The organism is Nocardioides sp. LML1-1-1.1 (assembly GCF_040676175.1).
Lineage (GTDB): Bacteria > Actinomycetota > Actinomycetes > Propionibacteriales > Nocardioidaceae > Nocardioides.
Window position 1 is genome coordinate 1145297 of record NZ_JBEGHK010000001.1, and the last position, 19248, is coordinate 1164544.

The window sequence follows — 19248 nt, forward strand, 5'->3', positions numbered from 1 at the left end:
GACCAGAGACTTCAGGACAGGAACGACATTGAGCACCGACACCCAGAGCGCCGTCCGCTACGACCGTGACGCCGACGGCATCGTCACCCTCACCCTCGACGACCCCAACCAGAGCGCCAACACCATGAACGAGCTCTACCGCTCGTCCATGGAGGCGGCCGTCGAGCGTCTGTACGCCGAGCAGGACGACATCACCGGCGTCGTCATCGCCTCCGCGAAGAAGACCTTCTTCGCCGGCGGTGACCTCAAGCTGATGGTCCAGACCACCAAGGAGAACGCCGGCGACGTCTTCGCCCAGTGCGAGAGCATCAAGCAGTCGCTGCGCCGCCTCGAGCTCTTCCCCAAGCCGGTCGTGGCCGCCATCAACGGCGCCGCGCTCGGTGGTGGCTACGAGATCACCCTCGCCACCCAGCACCGGATCCTCGTCAACGACCCGAAGATCAAGGTCGGCCTGCCCGAGGCGACGCTCGGCCTGCTGCCCGGCGGTGGCGGCGTGACCCGCGCCGTGCGCAAGTGGGGCCTGCAGACCGCGCTGATGGACGTCCTGCTGCAGGGCACCCAGTTCAACCCGGAGACCGCGCTGAAGAAGGGCGTCGTCGACGAGCTGGTCGCCACCCAGGACGAGCTGCTCCCCGCCGCGAAGGCGTGGATCAAGGCCAACCCCGAGGCCGCGCTGTCGCCGTGGGACGCCCCGGGCTACAAGATGCCCGGCGGCACGCCGAAGAGCCCGGCGCTCGCCGGCTTCCTGCCGGCGTTCCCGGCGCTGCTGCGCAAGCAGCTGAAGGGTGCCGACTACCCCGCCCCGCGCGCCATCCTCTCGGCCGCGGTCGAGGGTGCGCAGGTCGACTTCGACACCGCCTCGCGGATCGAGTCGCGCTACCTGGCCAACCTCGTGGTCAACCAGGGCTCGAAGAACATGATCCAGGCGTTCTTCTTCGACCTCCAGGCGATCAACTCCGGCTCGCTCCGGCCGCAGGGCATCGAGCCCTACAAGGCCAAGAAGGCCGTCGTCCTGGGCGCCGGCATGATGGGTGCGGGCATCGCCTACGTGCTGGCCAAGTCCGGCACCGAGGTCGTCCTGAAGGACATCTCCGTCGAGGCCGCCGAAAAGGGCAAGGCCTACTCCGAGGGCCTGCTCGACAAGGCGATCAGCCGCGGCAGGTCGACCGAGGAGAAGAAGGCCGAGCTGCTCGGCCGGATCACCGCGACCGACGACCCGGCCGCCGCGGCCGGTGCCGACATCGTGGTCGAGGCGGTCTTCGAGGACCCGGCCCTCAAGGCCAAGGTCTTCGCCGAGATCCTGCCGCACCTCGCGCCCGACGCCGTGCTGTGCTCCAACACCTCGACGCTGCCCATCACCGAGCTGGCCGCGGGCCTGGAGAACGCCGAGGACGCCAAGCGCTTCATCGGCCTGCACTTCTTCAGCCCCGTCGACAAGATGCCGCTGGTCGAGATCATCGCCGGCAAGGAGACCTCCGACGAGGCGCTCGCCAAGGCCTACGACGTCGTCCTGCAGATCCGCAAGACGCCGATCGTGGTCAACGACAGCCGCGGCTTCTACACCTCGCGGGTCATCGGCTTCATGGTCAACGAGGGCATGGCGATGCTCGCGGAGGGCGTGGCGCCGTACTCCATCGAGCGGGCCACCACCTCGGCCGGCTACCCCGCCCCGGTGCTGCAGCTCTCCGACGAGCTCAACCTGGAGCTGATGGCCAAGATCGCCAAGGCGACCATCGAGGCCAACCCCGAGCTGCCGGTGCACCCGGGCCAGGCCGTGGTCGGCAAGATGCTCGAGGCGGGCCGTGCCGGCCGCCTGCGGGGCGCGGGCTTCTACGACTACGAGGACGGCAAGCGCGGCTCCATCTGGGCCGGTCTCGCCGACCTCTTCCCGGTCGCGAAGGAGCAGCCGCCGATCGAGGACATCCGGGACCGGATGCTCTTCGCCGAGGCGCTGGAGACCGCGAAGACCTTCGAGGAGGGCGTCATCACCTCGGCGGCCGCCGCGAACATCGGCTCCATCATGGGCATCGGCTTCCCGCCGAACACCGGTGGTGCCGCGCAGTTCATCACCGGCTACGAGAACAAGGCCACCGGCGAGATCGGCATCGACGCCTTCCTCGCCCGGGCCGACGAGCTCGCGGCGACGTACGGCGAGCGGTTCCAGCCCACGCAGTGGCTGCGTGACCTCGCCGCGTCGGGCAAGGGCTTCCCCGCCTGATCCCGCTGCGCTGATCGGTCGACCGGGCCGGCACGAACGGACTACCCGTTCGTGCCGGCTCGGCCCTTTTTCGCGCTCTCCCGGGTCGCGAGGATGGGGACATGACGGGGAGGGCAGCCTTCCGCGGCGTCCGGGTGGACGGACTGCGGGTGCGCTTCGGCGCGGTCGAGGCGGTGACGGGGGTCGACCTGCGGGTCGAGCAGGGCCAGGCGATGGCCCTGCTGGGCCGTGAGGGCGCGGGCAAGTCGACCACGATGCGGGTGCTGGCCGGCGACGTACCACCGAGCGAGGGCACCGCCTCCGTGGGTGGGTACGACGTCCGCAAGGCCGCCCACGACGCGCGGCGCAGCGTCGGCTACTGCCCCGAGACCGGCGGCCTGCTGCCGGGCGCGACGCCCTGGGAGCACCTCCAGGCCACCGCCCGGCTGCACGAGCTGCCGCGCTGGGAGGCGCGGGGCCGCGGGCTGCTGGAGCGCTTCGGCCTGGCCCCGGTGGCTCACCGGGTGACGGCCGGGCTGGGCCACGGTCCGTCCCGGCGGCTCGGCGTCGTGCTCGCGGCGCTGCCCGAGCCCGACGTGCTGCTGCTGGACGAGCCCTTCGACGGGGTCGATCCCGTCGGGGTGGAGGCCACCTTCGACGTGATCGAGGACGCCCGGTCCCGCGGTGCCGCCGTGCTGGTCTCCACGCGCCTGCGCGACCTCGCCGTCGAGGTCTGTGCCGAGGTGGCCGTGCTCAGCGGTGGCAGCCGCCTGGCGACCATCCCGGCGGGGTTCATGGCCGGCACCGAGGGTGCCCGCGCCTACCGGGCGCTGCTCGCCGGCTGAGCCACCGCCGGGCCCACCGGATCGGTAGGGTCGGCCGGGTGACCGACCACCCCACCCGCGTCCTCATCACCGGCGCCGCCTCCGGGCTCGGCGCGGCCCTCGCCTCGGCCTGGGAGGCCCGCGGCGCGCAGGTGCTGCGCACCGACCGCACCGACGCCGACGGTGTCCTCCGCCTCGACATCACCAGCGACGCCGACTGGGCCGCCGCGCGCGAGCACGTCGAGCGGACCTGGGGCGGGCTGGACGTGCTCGTCAACAACGCCGGCATCGCGGGCGGTGGCCGCCTCGACGTCTCCGGCATCGACGAGTGGCAGCGGTTGGTCGACATCAACCTGCTCGGCGCGGTGCGCGGCACGGCCACGTTCACGCCGCTCTTCAAGACCCAGCACAGCGGCCGGATCGTCAACGTCGCCTCGCTGGCGGGGCTGGTGCACCCGGCCGGGATGGCGGGCTACAACGCCACCAAGGCCGCGGTCGTCGCGCTCACCGAGACCACCGGGCACGAGCTCGCCGCCCACGGGGTGAGCGCGCACGTGGTCTGCCCGTCGTACTTCCGCACCAACCTGATGGCCGGCGTCGAGGGCCGTGACGCCGCGCTCCAGCAGGTGATGAGCAAGCTCGTCGAGGACAGCCCGGTCAGCGCCGACGACATCGCCGCGGCGGTGCTCGACGCGATCGACGCCGGGACCGAGCTGATCATCCCGGACGAGGCCGCCCGCGGGGCCTACGGGCTCAAGCAGGCCGACCGGGCGTCGTACGACGCGGTGATGCGCGCGCAGGCCCGCAAGCTGGAGGCGATCGCCGATGAGTGAGCCCCGCGACGACTCCCGTCCGGTCCGCGACGAGGACGCCTTCGACGTCGCGGCCGTCGCCGACTGGCTGGGCCGCGGCCCGGTCGCGGAGGTGCGCCAGTTCCCCGGCGGCGCGTCCAACCTGACCTACCTGCTGCGGATGGCCGAGGGCCCCGAGCTGATCCTGCGCCGTCCGCCGGCGGGCACCAAGGCCAAGGGCGCCCACGACATGGGCCGGGAGTTCCGGATCCAGGAGGCGCTGGCGCCGGTCTTCGCGCAGGTGCCGGCGATGGTCGCCTACTGCACGGAGGCGGACAGCCCGATCGGCAGCGAGCTCTACGTGATGGAGCGCCTGCACGGGCTGATCCCACGCCGCGACTTCGGCTTCCCGGTCAGCGCCGAGCAGGCGGACGCACTGTGCGGCAACGCCGTCGACACCCTGGTCGCCCTGCACGCCATCGACGTCACCGCGGTGCCCGGGCTGGCGGCGTTGGACAAGGGCGAGGGGTACGTCGCCCGCCAGGTCGGCGGCTGGACCAGGCGCCTCGACGGAGCCCGCACCGACGACACCGGTGACTGGTCCGACATCACCGGTTGGCTCGACGCGCACCAGCCCGCCGACGTCGGCTCGGCGATGATCCACAACGACTACCGCTTCGACAACATGGTGCTCGCCGCCGACGACCCCACGCGGATCGTCGGCGTCCTCGACTGGGAGCTGTCGACGGTCGGCGACCCGCTGATGGACCTCGGCTGCGCGCTGTCGTACTGGGTGCAGGCCGACGACGACGAGTTCTTCACAATGACCCGGCGCCAGCCCACCGCGGACCCCGGGATGTGGACCCGCCAGCAGGTGATCGACGCCTACCTCGAGCGCAGCGGCCGCTCGCTCACGCCGGAGCAGTGGCACTTCTACGAGGTGTTCGGGCTGTTCCGCTTCGCGGTGATCGCCCAGCAGATCTGGTACCGCTACTTCCACGGGCAGACCACCAACGAGGCCTACGCCGCCTTCGGCCCCGCCGTCGCCGGCTTCGAGGCCCGCTGCCGCCGGATCCTGCGCGGCTGATGGGCGTCCTGCTGCTCGTCCGGCACGGCCAGGCCTCCTTCGGTGCCGACGACTACGACGTGCTCTCGGAGACCGGCTGGGAGCAGGGCCGGGCGCTCGGCCGCTGGCTCGCCGAGCACGGTCCCGCGCCGGTCTCGGCCGTCCACGGCGGGATGCGCCGGCACCGCGAGACCTGGGAGGCGATGGAGCTCGGTGGGCTGAGCGCCGCCGTCGACGAGGACTGGGCCGAGTTCGACCACCTCGCCGTGCTCGCCCGGCACGCCGAGGCGACCGGCGTCACGATGGGCCACGACGCCGACCGCCGCGCCTTCCAGGAGCACTTCGAGGTCGCCACCGGGCACTGGACCACCGCCGGCGACACCGCCGGCTACCCCGAGCCGTACGACGCCTTCGTCGCCCGCGCGCGCCGGGCGCTCGCCGCCGCGGCGGACCTGCCCGGGCCCACCGTGGTCGTCACGTCCGGGGGAGTGGTCGCGGCGCTGGCGGCCTCGCTCGTCGTACCGGAGGGTGGGGAGGTGGGTCCGGTCTGGGCCCGCTTCAACACGGTCGTCGCGAACACCTCGGTCACCCGGGTGATCGTCGGCGCGAGCGGCGCGCGGCTGCTGACGTTCAACGAGCACCCGCACCTGCCGCGTGCGCTCGTCACGTACCGCTGATGTCCGACCAGCTGACCAACGCCCTGGTCGCGATCGTCCTCGGCACGGCGGTCGCGGTCGTCCTGCTGCTGCCCGTCGCAGCGGTGCAGTACCGCCGCGACGGCCGGCTCGGCCCGCGCGACCTGCTCGTGCTGCTCACCGGAGCGGTCTACGGGCTGGCGCTGTGGACCTACACCCTGCTGCCGATGCCGGCCGACGGCGACTACACGTGCGCAGGCCGCCAGACCACCCCGTTCGACACGATCGGCGCGATCGCCTGGCGCGACGCCGGGACCCGGGAGGGGCTGGCCGCGCTGGCGCGGGACCCGGCGTTCTTGCAGGTCGCGCTCAACGTGCTGCTGTTCGTCCCGCTGGGCTACTACGTGCGGCTCGTGCTGCGCCGCGGGGTCGTGGCCGCGACCCTGCTCGGCCTCGGCATCTCGTTGCTGATCGAGACCACCCAGGCGACCGGCGTGTGGCACCTCTACTCCTGTGCCTACCGGCTCTTCGACGTCGACGACCTGATCGTCAACACGGCGGGCGCGACCCTCGGCTCGCTCGTCGCCGCCGTGCTCGTACGACGCAAGCGGCCCGAGGTCGTCTGGCCGACCTCGCTCACGGCGGGCCGCCGGCTGGTCGGGATGGGGTGCGACGTGCTGTTCGTGCTGCTCCTCGGCTCGGCCCTGGCCGTGGCCTACCGCGGGGTGCAGCTGTACCTGCTCGACGTGCCCTTCGCGGACCTGGAGACGACGCCGCAGCGCCTGCTGCAGTGGGGCGTCCCGGCCCTCGTCGAGGTGGTGGCCGTGCTGCTCGCCGGCCGCACGGTCGGCGAGTGGGTGGTCGCGGTGCGCGCGGTGGCGCGGACGATCCCCGCTCCGCTCGCGCGGGTCGTCAAGCTGCTCTCCGGCGTCGGCCCGTTCCTCGTGCTCGGCGCGGTCGAGGCGGCGTGGAGCGGGCCGGTGCTGCTGGCCTTCGCGGTCCTGAGCGTGGTCGGCGTGCTGAGCACCCGCGATCGCCGCGGGCTCTCCCACGCGCTCTCCGGGATGGACCTCGAGCTGCGGGAGCCGCCGCGCGGGTCATGAGGCCTCCGCGTCGAGACCGCCACCCCGTCCAGGCTCAGCGGGCGTCGTCGTAGCCCCACCGGAGGCCGAAGCTGCCCGGCCCGAAGCCGCGGCGCACGGTGTGCACGCTGGACCCGGCGAGCTCGCGCGGGATCGGCGGCGAGCCGTCGTCGGAGAACTCCTCGACCCAGCTCGGGGGTGCCTCCGGCGCGAAGCGCACCCAGATCAGGGTCTCCCGGTTCTTGCGGGCCACGCCGTGGGCGACCTCGCGGATCGTGGGGAAGCCCTCGGGCAGCTCGGTGCACCAGTCGAGGATCGCCGTGTCGGGCGCGGTCAGCGGCTCCTCCAGCTCGAAGACGACGCCGAAGACCCGGCCACCGGGGTGGTCGTGGCGCCGGCTGACCCGCGCCCCGGCGCCGGTGACGATCTCCATCGGGAGGTCGGTCGGCTCGGGCGAGGAGTCGGTGTAGGGGATGTCGCGGATCGTGCCGGACGTCGCCTGCAGGAGGATCCGGGTGTGCCGGCGCCGCAGCCGGCCCTGGGCGTCCACGTCGACGACGACGGTGGCGGAGAGGTCGCGCAGGTTGCGCACGTCGGCGGCGCCGAGCTCGTCGAGGGTCTCCTGGACCGCGGTGAGGAGCACGTCGCTGTGGAAGCTCGCCGGCTCGCTGACCGGGACCGTGCGCCGGCTGTCGCCGACGAGGTCGAGCAGCTCGCCGGGCAGCAGGCCGAGCAGGTCCTCGATCTCCTCCAGGGCGTTCAACGAGCTCGTGCCCTCGGGCCGGCGGCGTCCGGACCGCCAGTAGCTCAGCGTCGTCAGGGAGACCGGGCTGCCCCGCTCGGCGAGGCGCTCCTTGAGCCAGACCAGGGTCACGCCCCGGCGCGCGATCGCGGCATGGAGCACCGGCGCGAGCTCCTCCGGCTCGCTCGCGCGCTCTTGTTTCACAGCAGACCCCCCGGTATGTGAAATCACCGAACTAGCGTGATCGTACGGCTGGGGACACCGGCGACGAGGAATCTCGGGGGATGACGATGGCGTGGGTGGGTGACCCTTCGGGGGACAGCTTGCGGGACCGCGTGCTGCGGGCGTGCACGGCATCGGCCGCGCGCGGGCCGGGACACGGCCGGATCCTGGCCAACCTGGCCGCGGTGGTCGAGCAGGGCTCGGCGGAGGACTTCCGCCTGCTGGCCCGGCTGGTCACCGAGCAGGGGCCGGAGCGGGTCGCTTCGGTGCAGCGCGAGGTCGACGTCCTCCTCGGCTCGGCCGACCGGCTGCCGGTCACCACGGCCGCGGTGGTCGCGATGTGCGACCGCGCCCGGGTGGTCCGCCTGCTGCTGGACGACGGCGCGACGGCGAAGGGCGCCGCCGTGGTGGCCGACCTCGTCGAGCGTCAGGCGTGGCACCTGCTGGTCTCCGGGATCGACGCCTCGGGCAGCACGGCCACTGCCGTCCCGCCGGTCGGTACGGCGGCCACCTTCGACGCCGCACGCTGGCGGGTGCTGCTCGGGCCGCTGCTCACCGCGCCCTGGTCCGGCCGCGCCGACCAGCTGCAGCGCGAGGTCGCCGCGAGCGAGGACGCCTGGCTGGTCCGCCTGCTGGAGGGCTGCTCGGTGGTGATCCGCGAGCTCCAGGCCGAGTGGGACCGTCAGGCGATCGCCCGCGAGATCCGCCGGCTGGTGACCTCGAGCGGCGTCACCCAGCGCGACTTCTCGGCGCTGGTCGGCACCTCGCAGTCGCGGTTCTCGACGTACATCAACGGCCGGGTGACGCCCTCGGCCACGATGATGCTGCGCATCTCCCGCACCGCGCGGACCCTGCGCAAGCGGAACGCCGCGACCGACCCCGAGGTCAGATCAGCTTCTTGAGGACGCCCAGCGGGGCGTGCTTCATCACCGGGGCCATCGCGGCCCAGGGCAGCGGCGGCACGCACGCGTCCGCCACCTCCTTCTCGATGGCCGCGACCATGGCGGCGACGCCCTTCTCGGTCGAGGCCATCAACGGCGTCGACTGGTCGACCTTGTCGTTCATCTCCGAGCGGATGTAGCCCGGGTAGAGCACGCTCACCTTGATCTTCTTCTGCAGCCGGGTGCCGTGCAGCTCGGTGCGCAGCCCCTCGGCGAGGTGGGCGACCCCGGCCTTGGTGGCGGCGTAGGTCGTCATGGCCGACGGCATCCCGCGCATCGCCGACATCGAGGAGACCATCACCAGGTGGCCCGCCTCCTGGTCGCGGAAGATCTCCATCGCCGCCTCGGTCTGCGCGAGCGCGCCGACGAAGTTGGTCATGGCGGTCTCCAGGTTGGCGTCGAAGCGCCCGGTGCCGAGCTTGGCACCCTTGCCGAGACCGGCGTTGACGACGACCCGGTCGAGCCGGCCGAGCTCCTCGCGCAGCGCGCCGAAGACCCGGAAGACCGCGGCGTGGTCGGTGACGTCGAGCGCGCCGAGGGCGACCCGGCGCTCCGGCGAGGTGGCCAGGATCTCGGCCTTCAGCTCCTCCAGGCGTTCGGTACGACGGGCGGCCAGCCCGACGTCGTACCCCTTGGCCGCGAACTGGCGGGCCATCTCGGCGCCCAGCCCGCTGGACGCACCGGTGATGAGGATCGTCTTCGCCATGGCGCCCAGTGTGGCCCATCCGGGCGCGGTGACTGAGGCCACCCTTCCTTGTTCTTGCAACTCATTTGCAATAGCAATTGGATGTCAGCAACCCCGATCGAGGAGTCCCGGTGTCCGTCTACGCCCTGCCCGACCTGCCCTACGACTACGCCGCTCTCGAGCCCTACATCTCCGGCGAGATCATGGAGCTGCACCACAGCAAGCACCACAACGCCTACGTCACGGGCATCAACACCGCCGTGGACCAGCTCTCCGAGGCCCGGGAGAAGGAGTCCTTCGGCAGCCTGTCGACGCTGGAGAAGAACCTCGCCTTCCACCTCGGCGGGCACGTCAACCACTCGGTGTTCTGGCCGAACATGTCGCCCGACGGCGGCGACAAGCCGACCGGCGAGCTCGCCGCGGCGATCGACGAGTACTTCGGCGGCTTCGACAAGTTCCGCGCCCACTTCCAGGCCAACGCCCTGGGCGTGCAGGGCTCGGGCTGGTCGGTGCTCACCTGGGACTCGCTGGCGCAGCGGCCGTACATCATCCAGCACTTCGACCACCAGGGGAACGTGCCGATCTGCATGACCCCGCTGCTCATGCTCGACATGTGGGAGCACACCTACTACCTGCAGTACAAGAACGACAAGGCGACCTTCGTCCAGCAGTGGTGGAACATCGTCAACTGGGCCGACGTGCAGCGGCGGTTCGAGGCCGCCCGGTCGCAGACGCCGGGGCTGATCGCATGAGCGAGCGCCGCGCGGAGCTGGCGCCGGTCGTCGAGGCGGCGCAGCGGGTGGCCGGCCTGCTCGCCGCCCGCGGGCGCGGTGACCGCGACGGCGCCGCCGCGCTGATGGCCGGCTTCGCCGACGACCGGGAGCTCGCGGGCGGTGCGCTGCTGGTCGCCGAGCTGTGCCTGGGCCAGCTCGGCGCGGAGCGCGGCGAGGAGGTCGGGGAGTCGGTGCGCCGGCTCTGCGTGGACATGGAGGCCGCGCTGGGCTGAGGACTCGACAGGCGTCTGCATACCGGGTATACATATCTATACCCGGTATGCATTCCCCGCTCGGAGGTCCCCCATGTCCGTCAAGCACGCCCTGCTCGCCCTGCTGGAGCATCAGCCGATGTACGGCTACCAGCTGCGCGCCGAGTTCGAGCAGCGCACCGGCACCACCTGGCCGCTCAACGTCGGGCAGGTCTACACGACCCTGACCCGGCTCGAGCGCGACGGCCTCGCCGCCGCCGAGGGCGAGGACGCCGAGGGCCACCAGGTCTACCGGATCACCGAGGCCGGCCGCGACGAGGTGGCCGCCTGGTTCACCACCCCGGTCGCCCGCACCCAGCCGCCGCGTGACGAGCTCGCGATCAAGCTGGCGCTCGCCGTGACGGTGCCCGGCGTCGACGTCGGCACGGTCATCCAGCAGCAGCGCAGCGCCACCATGGCCGCGCTGCAGGACTACACCCGGCTCAAGCGCCGGGCCGGGGCACCGACCACCGCCGAGCCCGCCGACCTGGCGTGGAGCCTGGTGCTCGACTCGCTCGTCTTCGGCGCCGAGGCCGAGCTGCGCTGGCTCGACCACTGCGAGGCGCGGCTGCGCCGGGCGGCGACCACCCGCCCCGCCAGCAGTACGACGGCCTCCGCCCCCACCACCGAGCGGAGCGTGCGATGAGCGGCACCGTCCTCGACCAGGCCCGGCGCCTCGACAGCGTCGAGCGGCGCTGGCTCGCCGACGCCCGGGACCGGCTGCGCCGGACCCGCCGGACCCGCCGCCCCGTCGCCGTCCCGGTCCGGAAGGCGGCCGGGCGATGAGCGTGGTGCTGCAGCTGCGCGACGTCACCCGGGTGCACGGCTCGGGCGCCGGCGAGGTGCGCGCGCTCGACGGGATCTCGTTCACGGCGTCGGCCGGCGAGCTGGTCGCGGTGATGGGGCCCTCCGGCTCCGGCAAGTCCACCCTGCTGACCATCGCGGGCGGGCTGGACACCCCGACCGCCGGTGCGGTGAGCGTCGAGGGCACCGACCTCGTGGGGCTCTCGGCGGAGGGCCGGGCGCGGATGCGGCGTACCTCCATCGGCTACGTGTTCCAGGACTTCAACCTGATCCCCGCGCTGACCGCCGCCGAGAACGTCGCCCTGCCGCGCGAGCTCGACGGGATCGCCACCCGCCAGGCCCGCGAGGAGGCCCGGCAGGCGCTGGCCGAGGTCGGCATCGGCGAGCTCGCCGAGCGCTTCCCCGACGACATGTCCGGTGGTCAGCAGCAGCGGGTCGCGATCGCCCGCGCGATCGTCGCCGACCGCCGGCTGATCCTCGCCGACGAGCCGACCGGAGCGCTCGACACCGAGACCGGCGAGGAGATCCTGCGGCTGCTGCGCGCCCGCTGCGACGCGGGCGCGGCCGGCGTGATGGTCACCCACGAGGCGCGGCACGCGGCCTGGGCCGACCGGGTCGTGTTCCTGCGTGACGGCGTGGTGATCGACGAGACCGGGGCGGACCCGGTCGAGTCGCTGACCGAGCCGGCCACCCGATGAGCACCCGGGGCGGGTGGCGGGTCGCCCTGCGGCTGGCCCGCCGCGAGGCCGTGCGCCGCAAGGGCCAGACGCTGCTCATGCTGCTGCTGATCGCGCTGCCCGTGCTGGCCGTCACCGCGGCGGCGATCGTGTGGCGCACCCAGGACGTGTCCTCGGTCGAGAGCGTGCAGCGGCGGATGGGCGCCGCGGCCGCCGTGGTCGAGGACAGCGGGTCGGCCGTCGTCTACCAGGCCGGCGACCCCGACGACCGGGTCAGCTACGGCGACCAGGCCGCGCCCGCGCCGCGCACCGAGCGCGACCTGCGCGCCGTGCTCGGCGACGAGCGGGAGCTCGTGCCCTACCTGCGCGACTCGCTCTCCTTCGTGACCGACAAGGGCCGCGCCGACGCCGGCGTCGTCGCGACCGACCTCGACAGCCCGCTCACCACCGGCCTCTTCGAGCACGTCGCCGGGGCGAGCAGCCCCGGCCCCGGGGAGGTGCTCGTCAGCCCGGAGGTCGTCGAGCGCGGCCCGGGCATCGGCGAGCAGCTGACCCTGCTGCGTGCCGTCGACGGCAAGGAGCAGCGGATCCAGGTCCGGGTCGCCGGCGTCGTGGACGCGACCGACACCCGCGGGGCTCCCTTCGTCGTGGGCGCACCCGCCACCTTCGGCACCGTCGAGGGCTACGGCCGCTGGCTCGTCGGTGGTGGGCCGGTGACCTGGGCGGACGTCCGGGCGCTCAACGCCGCCGGCTTCATCGGCGCCTCCCGCGCGGTCCTCGCCGACCCGCCGCCCGACTCCGCGCTCCCGCCGGAGCTCGCCGACGACGGCGGCACCGACCAGGCGGCGCTGACCGCCCTCGCGACGATCATCGCGATGGTGCTCCTCGAGGTGGTGCTGCTGGCCGGGCCGGCGTTCGCCGTACGGGCCAAGGCGCAGGCGCACACCCTCGCCCTGGTGGCGGCGACCGGCGGTACGCCGCGCCAGGCACGCCGTACCGTGCTGGCGACGGGGGTCGTGGTCGGCCTCGTCGGCGCCACCCTGGGCGTCACCCTCGGCATCGCCGCCGGGACCCTGGCGGTGCCGGTGGCCCAGCACTTCGACGTGACCCGCTTCGGGCCGTTCGAGGTGCCCTGGCTGCTGCTGGTGCCGGTCGTCGCCTTCGGCATCATCTCCGCACTGCTCGCGGCCGTCGTCCCGGCCTTCTCGGCCTCGCGCCAGGACGTGGTGGCCGTGCTCGCCGGGCGCCGCGGCGAGGGCCGCCCGGGGCGGCGCTCGCCCCTGGTCGGGGTGCTCCTGCTCGCCGTGGGCATCGTCGCCGCCGTCCTCGGCAGCGGCCCGGGCTCAGCCGCGCCGGCGCTGGTCGCCGGCTCCGCGCTGATCTGCGTGCTCGGCATGATCCTGCTCGTCCCCGTCGCGGTCAGCCTGGCCGCGCGGCTCGCCGCCCGGCTGCCCCTCGCGCTGCGCTTCGCGACCCGCGACGCCGCCCGGCACCGCACCCGCACGGTCCCGGCGGTCGCGGCCGTCGGCGCCACCGTCGCCGGCGTGGTCGCCCTGGGCATCGCTCTGAACAGCCAGGAGGTCGCCAACGCGCAGCGCTACACCCCGCAGCTGCCGGAGGGCTACGGCTCGGTGTCGATCGGCGACGGCAGCGACCGCGCCGCCATCGAGGCCGTGCTCGCCCGCTCGTTGCCGGCGGACCGGGCGATCGCGGTCGAGGGCGTGAAGACCTGGGACGCCGAGGGCGGCTTCTCCGAGCTGGAGTTCCGGGAGGGCCAGGGCGTGCTCGACCTGCCGTACACCTCGAGCCTGGGCACGCCGTACCTCGTCGCGACCGGGATCCCGGGCTGGATCGGCATGACGGAGGCGGACCGGCAGCGTTCCGCCGAGGTCCTGGAGCGGGGCGGCATGGTCCTGCTGTCCTCGCCGCCGGCCGAGGACGGGGCCGGTCCGCCGGCGCCCCGGCTCACCGGGGACGAGGCCACGCTGGACGTCCTGCACACCTCGACGGAGTCGATCGAGGCGGGGACCGGGCCCGAGCGGACCGGCTCGGCGACCGCTCCCGCGCGTGTGGTGACGGTGACCCGGACCTCACCCGTGATGGCCGTCCTCGCGCCCCGCCTCGTCCAGCGGGTCGGCCTGGAGCGCACGACCATCGGCCTGCTGCTGCCGGGCCCGATCAGTCGCGCCGCGCAGCAGGACATCACCGAGGCGATGGGGGCGATGTCGAACGGCGGCTACCTCTACGTCGAGCGCGGCTACGAGACCGGGACGGACGTCAAGGTCATCCGCGCGGTGCTCGTCGCGCTCGGCCTGGTGCTGATGCTCGGGGGCACGCTGACCGCGACCTTCCTCGCCCTGTCCGACGCCCGTCCGGACCTGGCCACGATGGCCGCCGTCGGTGCGCGGCCCCGGACCAGACGCGCGGTCGCGGCGTCGTACGCCGCGGTGGTGGGCTTCGTCGGCGCGCTCCTCGGGGCACCCGTCGGCTTCGTCCCCGGCCTGGCGGTGAGCCGGCCGCTCACCCAGGACTTCGACACCGGCGCGACGGTGCTCGCCGTCCCGTGGCTGCTGGTCCTGCTGGTCGTCGTCGGGCTGCCACTGCTCACCGCGCTCGTGGTGGGGGCCTGCGCCCGGGGACGGCTGCCGATGACGGCGCGGCTCGGGTGAGACAATAAACAGTCAGTCTTGACTGTTTGTTTGTCAGCGGCCATGCTGGCCGCATGACCGCCACCACCCGCGTCCCGCAGGAGGAGCGCACCCGCGCCATGCGGCAGCGGCTGATGGAGGCGACCGTCGAGCTGCTCGTCGAGCGCGGCTTCAGCGGTACGACGACCACGCTGGTCTCCGAGCGCGCCGGCGTCAGCCGCGGGGCGCAGCTGCACCACTTCCCGACGAAGAACGACCTGGTCGTCGCGGCGGTGACCCACCTGACCGAGATCCGGGGCTCGGACCTGGAGGCGGCGGTGGCCCGGCTGCCGCGGGGCCGGCACCGCACCGCCGCGATCATCGAGATGCTCGGCGACCACTTCGCCTCCCCGGTGTTCACCGCGGCGCTGGAGCTGTGGGTCGCCGCGCGCACGGACCCCGCCCTGCTGGAGGCGGTCGCGCCGCTGGAGCAGCGGGTGGGCCGGGAGACGCACCGGCTGACGGTCGAGCTGCTGGGCGCTGACGAGTCGCGCCCCGGCGTACGCGAGCTGGTGCAGGCGACCCTCGACCTGGTCCGCGGCCTGGGCCTGGCCAACACCCTCGGCGACGACGCCCGTCGGCGCCGCAAGATCCTCGCCCAGTGGGCGCGCACCCTCGACGCCGCCCTCGACCCCCAGGAGAACCGATGAGTGTCCTCGACGACGTGGTCGCCGACCTGACCGCGGAGGGTGACCAGCTGCGTGCGGCGGTCGCCTCCCTCGACGAGGCGGGCTGGCGCACGGCCACCCCTGCCGAGGGCTGGGACGTCGCGACCACCATCGCCCACCTGCTGTGGACCGACGAGGTCGCCGTGCTCGCCGCCGGCTCGCTCACCGAGGAGGGCAAGCAGGCCTGGGACGCGGTCGTGCTCGACGCGATCGCCGATCCGGCCGGCTTCGTGGACACCGAGGCGCTGCGGATCGGCAAGGAGTCGCCCGAGGTGCTGCTGGCCCGCTGGGACGCCGCCCGCCCGGCGCTCACCGATGCCCTGCGGGCCTACCCGGACGGCCTCAAGATGCCGTGGTTCGGCCCGCCGATGGCGCCGGCCTCGATGGCGACCGCGCGCTACATGGAGACCTGGGCACACGCCCTCGACGTCTACGACGCGCTGACCTCGACGGGCTCGATCCCCGGTCGGCCCGCGGTGACCGACCGGATCCGCCACGTCGCCCACATCGGCGTCCGCACCCGCGGCTTCGCGTTCGCCAACAACGGCCTGGAGGCACCGGCCGAGGAGGTCCGGGTCGAGCTGACCGCGCCCAGCGGGGACACCTGGACCTGGGGCCCGGAGGACGCCGCCCAACGGGTCACCGGCGACGCCTACGAGTTCTGCCAGCTGGTCACCCAGCGCGTCCACCGCGACGACACAGCGCTGGAGGCGGTCGGTGCGGACGCCGAGAAGTGGTTGACCATCGCGCAGGCGTTCGCCGGTCCGGCCGGCGGCGGGAGGGAGAAGAAGTGAGCATCGTCAGGATCGCCAACTGCTCGGGCTTCTACGGCGACCGGCTGTCCGCGCTGAAGGAGCAGCTCGAGGGCGGTGAGGTCGACGTCATCACCGGCGACTACCTCGCCGAGCTGACCATGCTGATCCTCGGCATGGACACCCTGCGCGACGCCGACCTCGGCTACGCCCGCACCTTCCTGCGCCAGCTCGAGGGGACCCTCGGCCTCGCGCTCGACAAGGGCGTCAAGATCGTCACCAACGCCGGCGGGCTCAACCCGGCCGGCCTGGCGACCCAGGTCCAGAAGGTCGCGGCCGAGCTGGGGCTCGACGCCAAGGTCGCCCATGTCGAGGGCGACGACCTGCGCGCCGCCAACCTCTTCGACGGCGCGCTCACGGCCAACGCCTACCTGGGGGCCTTCGGCATCGCCTCCGCCCTGACCCGTGGCGCCGACGTCGTCGTCACCGGGCGCGTGACCGACGCCAGCGTCGTCGTCGGTCCCGCGATCGCCCACCACGGCTGGACCCCCACCGACCACGACGCCCTGGCCGGCGCCGTCGTCGCGGGCCACGTCATCGAGTGCGGCACCCAGGCCACGGGTGGGAACTTCTCCGGCTTCACCGAGCTGTTCCGCGCGGGCGCCCCGATGGACAAGCCGCTCGGCTTCCCGATCGCCGAGGTCGCCGCCGACGGCAGCAGCGTGATCACCAAGCACGCCGGCACCGGCGGCGCGGTCACCGTCGACACCGTCACCGCGCAGCTGCTCTACGAGATCCAGTCGACGCGCTACCTCAACCCCGACGTCACCACCCGGCTCGACTCGATCCGGCTGCGCCAGCAGGACGCCGACCGGGTCGAGATCACCGGCGTCACCGGGGCTCCGCCCGCCGAGCAGCTCAAGGTCGCGGTCAACACCCTGGGCGGCTACCGCAACCAGGTGGAGTTCGTGCTGACCGGCCTCGACATCGACGCCAAGGCGGCGTGGCTGCGCGCACAGCTCGACCCGCAGCTCACCGCCGCCGAGGTCACCTGGGCCCAGACGCCCGCCCGCGGCGGCGACTCCGAGACCGAGGAGGGCGCCTCGGTGATCCTGCGCTGCATCGGCAAGGACGCCGAGGCCGGTCCGCTCGGCAAGCCGTTCACCGGCCCGGCCGTGGAGCTCGCGCTCGCGAGCTACCCCGGCTTCACGATGACCACCCCGCCGCAGAAGCCCAGCCCGTTCGGCATCTACCGGCCCGAGTACGTCGACCGGAGCGCCGTCGAGCACACCGTCGTCCACCACGACGGCTCCCGCGAGGTGATCGCCGACCCCACCGAGTTCGCCGGCCCCGAGGAGCTCGACGGCGACCTGGGCAAGCGGCCCTCGCCGTACCCCGCGCCGGCGGACACGATCACCCGCCGCATGCCGCTGGGCACCTTCGTGCACGCCCGCTCCGGCGACAAGGGCGGCAACGCCAACCTCGGCCTGTGGGTGAAGAACGACGGCTCGGACAAGTACGAGGCACGGGTCCAGTGGCTCGCCAAGATCGTCAAGGACCGCAAGGTCCGCGAGCTCGTGCCCGAGGCGGACGAGCTCGACATCGACGTCTACGTGCTGCCGAACCTCGGCGCCGTCAACGTCGTCATCCACGGCCTGCTCGGCGACGGCGTCGCCGCGTCCACGCGCTTCGACCCGCAGGCCAAGGGCCTGGGTGAGTGGGTCCGCAGCCGCATCGTCCACATCCAGGAGGACCTTGTATGACCTCGTTCGACCACGGCTGGACCGAGGAGCAGCGCGCTCTCAAGCAGTCCGCCATCGCGTTCACCCAGCGCGAGGTGACGCCCCACCTCGATCAGTGGGAGAAGGACGGCGAGCTCCCGCGCGAGCTGCAGAAGAAGCTCGCCCACGCGGGCCTGCTCGGCGTCGGCGTCCCCGAGGAGGTCGGCGGCGACGGCGGCACCCTGCTCGACATCTGCGCCGCCCAGGAGGGCTTCATGGAGGCCGGCTGGTCCGGCGGCGCCATGGCCAGCGCGTTCACCCACGGCATCGCGATCCCGCACATCATCCAGAACGGCAGCCCGGAGCTCATCGACGCCTGGGTCCGCCCGACCCTGGCCGGCGACCTGATCGGCTCGATGGCGGTCACCGAGCCGGGCACCGGCTCCGACGTCGCGAGCATCACCACCCGCGCCGTGCGCGACGGCGACCACTGGGTGATCAACGGCGCGAAGACCTTCATCACCTCCAGCGTCCGCGGCGACTTCGTCACCACCGCGGTGCGCACCGGCGGCGAGGGCGCGCACGGCATCTCGATGATCGTGGTGCCGAAGGGCACGCCCGGCTTCACCGTCTCCCGCAAGCTCGACAAGATGGGCTGGCTGGCCTCCGACACCGGCGAGCTGTCGTACGTCGACGTACGGGTCCCGGCCGGCAACCTCGTCGGCCAGGAGAACCACGGCTTCTACTACATCGCCGAGAACTTCGTCACCGAGCGGATCTTCCTGGCGCTGATGGGCTACGGCCACGCCCTGCGCTGCCTCAACCTGAGCGTGCAGTACTGCAAGGACCGTGAGACCTTCGGCAAACCCCTGGTGAAGAACCAGGTGGTGCGCGCCAAGCTCGTCGAGATGCACCGCCAGGTCGCGGTGGCGCGGGGCTACACCCTCGAGGTCGCCCAGCGGTACGTCGCCGGCGAGAACGTCATCGCCGAGGCATGCCTGGCGAAGCAGACCGCCGTCGACACCGCGGTGTGGGTGGCCGACCAGGCCGTCCAGCTGCACGGCGGGATGGGCTACATGCGCGAGTCGGAGGTCGAGCGGCACTACCGCGACGTCCGCCTGCTGCCGATCGGCGGTGGTGCCACCGAGGTGCTGACCGACCTGGCCGCCAAGCTGCTGGGCTACTCCTGAAAGGGCCGACGATGAGTCTGATCAAGCCGCTGGGCGGCGAGGTGACGGTGCACATGAAGGCGCCGGTCGAAGAGGTCTGGGCGCTGGTCAGCGACGTGACCCGGATCGGGGAGTTCTCCCCGGAGACCTTCGAGGCGGTCTGGACCCACGGCGCCACCGGTCCCGCGGTCGGGGCGCGCTTCAAGGGACACGTGAAGCGCAACGGCGTCGGGCCGGTCTACTGGACCCCCTGCACCGTGACGAAGGCCGTCGAGAACGAGGTGTTCGAGTTCGGCGTCGGTCTCGACGCGAGCCCGATCAACACCTGGGGCTACCGGATGCAGGCCGAGAACGGCGGCACCCGGGTCACCGAGTACTTCCGGCTCACGCCGGCCTGGTACATCCGCGGCTACTGGCTCCTCCTGGGCCGGCTGCGCGGCAAGACCAACGAGCGCGGCATGCGCACGACCCTGGAGAGGATGAAGGCGGTGCTTGAAGAGGTGAGCGAGGCATGACGACGCAGACCACGGAGACCGCGTCCGTCGCGCCGGAGGTCGAGCC

General features: G+C 73.0%; 20 protein-coding genes. 18 read left to right on the forward strand and 2 right to left on the reverse strand.

Annotation, left to right across the window (positions count from 1 at the left end):
- Nucleotides 1-28 precede the first annotated feature (28 nt).
- The 6 genes from MRBLML1_RS05635 to MRBLML1_RS05660 all read left to right on the forward strand — a co-directional run bounded on the left by MRBLML1_RS05635 (nucleotide 29) and on the right by MRBLML1_RS05660 (nucleotide 6616).
- On the forward strand, nucleotides 29-2218 hold the full coding sequence (locus tag MRBLML1_RS05635) for a 3-hydroxyacyl-CoA dehydrogenase NAD-binding domain-containing protein (protein ID WP_364512586.1): 2190 nt from the start codon (nucleotides 29-31) through the stop codon (nucleotides 2216-2218).
- Between the two features lie 101 nt (nucleotides 2219-2319).
- A complete protein-coding gene (locus MRBLML1_RS05640) occupies nucleotides 2320-3042 on the forward strand; it encodes an ABC transporter ATP-binding protein (protein ID WP_364512589.1) in 723 nt (240 codons plus the stop codon).
- 38 nt (nucleotides 3043-3080) lie between these two features.
- A complete protein-coding gene (locus tag MRBLML1_RS05645) occupies nucleotides 3081-3854 on the forward strand; it encodes an SDR family NAD(P)-dependent oxidoreductase (RefSeq protein ID WP_364512592.1) in 774 nt (257 codons plus the stop codon).
- A complete protein-coding gene (locus MRBLML1_RS05650) occupies nucleotides 3847-4899 on the forward strand; it encodes a phosphotransferase family protein (protein ID WP_364512595.1) in 1053 nt (350 codons plus the stop codon). Before MRBLML1_RS05645 ends, MRBLML1_RS05650 begins: the two co-directional genes overlap by 8 nt.
- Nucleotides 4899-5555, forward strand: a complete 657-nt coding sequence (locus tag MRBLML1_RS05655) for a histidine phosphatase family protein (protein WP_364512598.1) — start codon at nucleotides 4899-4901, stop codon at nucleotides 5553-5555. Before MRBLML1_RS05650 ends, MRBLML1_RS05655 begins: the two co-directional genes overlap by 1 nt.
- Entirely contained in the window at nucleotides 5555-6616 is a 1062-nt protein-coding gene (locus tag MRBLML1_RS05660; RefSeq protein ID WP_364512601.1) for a VanZ family protein, read from the forward strand. Before MRBLML1_RS05655 ends, MRBLML1_RS05660 begins: the two co-directional genes overlap by 1 nt.
- Before the next feature lie 34 nt (nucleotides 6617-6650).
- Here the strand turns inward: MRBLML1_RS05660 and MRBLML1_RS05665 are convergent, their stop codons facing one another.
- Nucleotides 6651-7541: a hypothetical protein gene (locus tag MRBLML1_RS05665; protein WP_364512604.1), complete on the reverse strand. Its 891-nt coding sequence runs from the start codon at nucleotides 7539-7541 to the stop codon at nucleotides 6651-6653.
- Nucleotides 7542-7636: 95 nt separating this feature from the next.
- Between MRBLML1_RS05665 and MRBLML1_RS05670 the strand changes: the two genes are divergently transcribed.
- Nucleotides 7637-8461 (forward strand): helix-turn-helix domain-containing protein, encoded by an 825-nt coding sequence (locus MRBLML1_RS05670; protein WP_364512607.1) that lies wholly within the window; start codon nucleotides 7637-7639, stop codon nucleotides 8459-8461.
- Here MRBLML1_RS05670 and MRBLML1_RS05675 read toward each other — a convergent pair.
- Nucleotides 8445-9206: an SDR family oxidoreductase gene (locus MRBLML1_RS05675; protein ID WP_364512610.1), complete on the reverse strand. Its 762-nt coding sequence runs from the start codon at nucleotides 9204-9206 to the stop codon at nucleotides 8445-8447. The two genes, MRBLML1_RS05670 and MRBLML1_RS05675, sit on opposite strands and share 17 nt — an antisense overlap.
- 110 nt (nucleotides 9207-9316) lie before the next feature.
- Here MRBLML1_RS05675 and MRBLML1_RS05680 point away from each other — a divergent pair, with 110 nt between their 5' ends.
- The 11 genes from MRBLML1_RS05680 (at nucleotide 9317) to MRBLML1_RS05730 (ending at nucleotide 19202) form a co-directional block, all read left to right on the forward strand.
- Nucleotides 9317-9937 (forward strand): superoxide dismutase, encoded by a 621-nt coding sequence (locus tag MRBLML1_RS05680; protein WP_364512613.1) that lies wholly within the window; start codon nucleotides 9317-9319, stop codon nucleotides 9935-9937.
- Nucleotides 9934-10191, forward strand: coding sequence for a hypothetical protein (locus MRBLML1_RS05685; protein ID WP_364512615.1), 258 nt, complete (start codon nucleotides 9934-9936; stop codon nucleotides 10189-10191). Before MRBLML1_RS05680 ends, MRBLML1_RS05685 begins: the two co-directional genes overlap by 4 nt.
- 73 nt (nucleotides 10192-10264) lie before the next feature.
- Nucleotides 10265-10855 (forward strand): PadR family transcriptional regulator, encoded by a 591-nt coding sequence (locus MRBLML1_RS05690; RefSeq protein WP_364512618.1) that lies wholly within the window; start codon nucleotides 10265-10267, stop codon nucleotides 10853-10855.
- Nucleotides 10852-10995: a hypothetical protein gene (locus tag MRBLML1_RS05695; RefSeq protein ID WP_364512621.1), complete on the forward strand. Its 144-nt coding sequence runs from the start codon at nucleotides 10852-10854 to the stop codon at nucleotides 10993-10995. The genes MRBLML1_RS05690 and MRBLML1_RS05695 overlap by 4 nt, the downstream gene beginning before the upstream one ends.
- Nucleotides 10992-11711 (forward strand): ABC transporter ATP-binding protein, encoded by a 720-nt coding sequence (locus MRBLML1_RS05700; protein ID WP_364512624.1) that lies wholly within the window; start codon nucleotides 10992-10994, stop codon nucleotides 11709-11711. The genes MRBLML1_RS05695 and MRBLML1_RS05700 overlap by 4 nt, the downstream gene beginning before the upstream one ends.
- Nucleotides 11708-14359, forward strand: a complete 2652-nt coding sequence (locus tag MRBLML1_RS05705; RefSeq protein ID WP_364512627.1) for an FtsX-like permease family protein — start codon at nucleotides 11708-11710, stop codon at nucleotides 14357-14359. The genes MRBLML1_RS05700 and MRBLML1_RS05705 overlap by 4 nt, the downstream gene beginning before the upstream one ends.
- 53 nt (nucleotides 14360-14412) lie before the next feature.
- Complete coding sequence (locus MRBLML1_RS05710) at nucleotides 14413-15027, forward strand: TetR/AcrR family transcriptional regulator (RefSeq protein ID WP_364512630.1); 615 nt, start codon at nucleotides 14413-14415, stop codon at nucleotides 15025-15027.
- Nucleotides 15024-15839, forward strand: coding sequence for a TIGR03084 family metal-binding protein (locus MRBLML1_RS05715; RefSeq protein WP_364512633.1), 816 nt, complete (start codon nucleotides 15024-15026; stop codon nucleotides 15837-15839). Before MRBLML1_RS05710 ends, MRBLML1_RS05715 begins: the two co-directional genes overlap by 4 nt.
- Nucleotides 15836-17560 carry an acyclic terpene utilization AtuA family protein gene (locus tag MRBLML1_RS05720; RefSeq protein WP_364512636.1) on the forward strand — a complete coding sequence of 575 codons (1725 nt, stop codon included), beginning with the start codon at nucleotides 15836-15838 and terminating at the stop codon, nucleotides 17558-17560. The genes MRBLML1_RS05715 and MRBLML1_RS05720 overlap by 4 nt, the downstream gene beginning before the upstream one ends.
- Complete coding sequence (locus MRBLML1_RS05725) at nucleotides 17557-18708, forward strand: acyl-CoA dehydrogenase family protein (protein WP_364512639.1); 1152 nt, start codon at nucleotides 17557-17559, stop codon at nucleotides 18706-18708. Before MRBLML1_RS05720 ends, MRBLML1_RS05725 begins: the two co-directional genes overlap by 4 nt.
- Before the next feature lie 11 nt (nucleotides 18709-18719).
- A complete protein-coding gene (locus MRBLML1_RS05730; protein WP_364512642.1) occupies nucleotides 18720-19202 on the forward strand; it encodes an SRPBCC family protein in 483 nt (160 codons plus the stop codon).
- The last annotated feature ends 46 nt before the right edge of the window (nucleotides 19203-19248 follow it).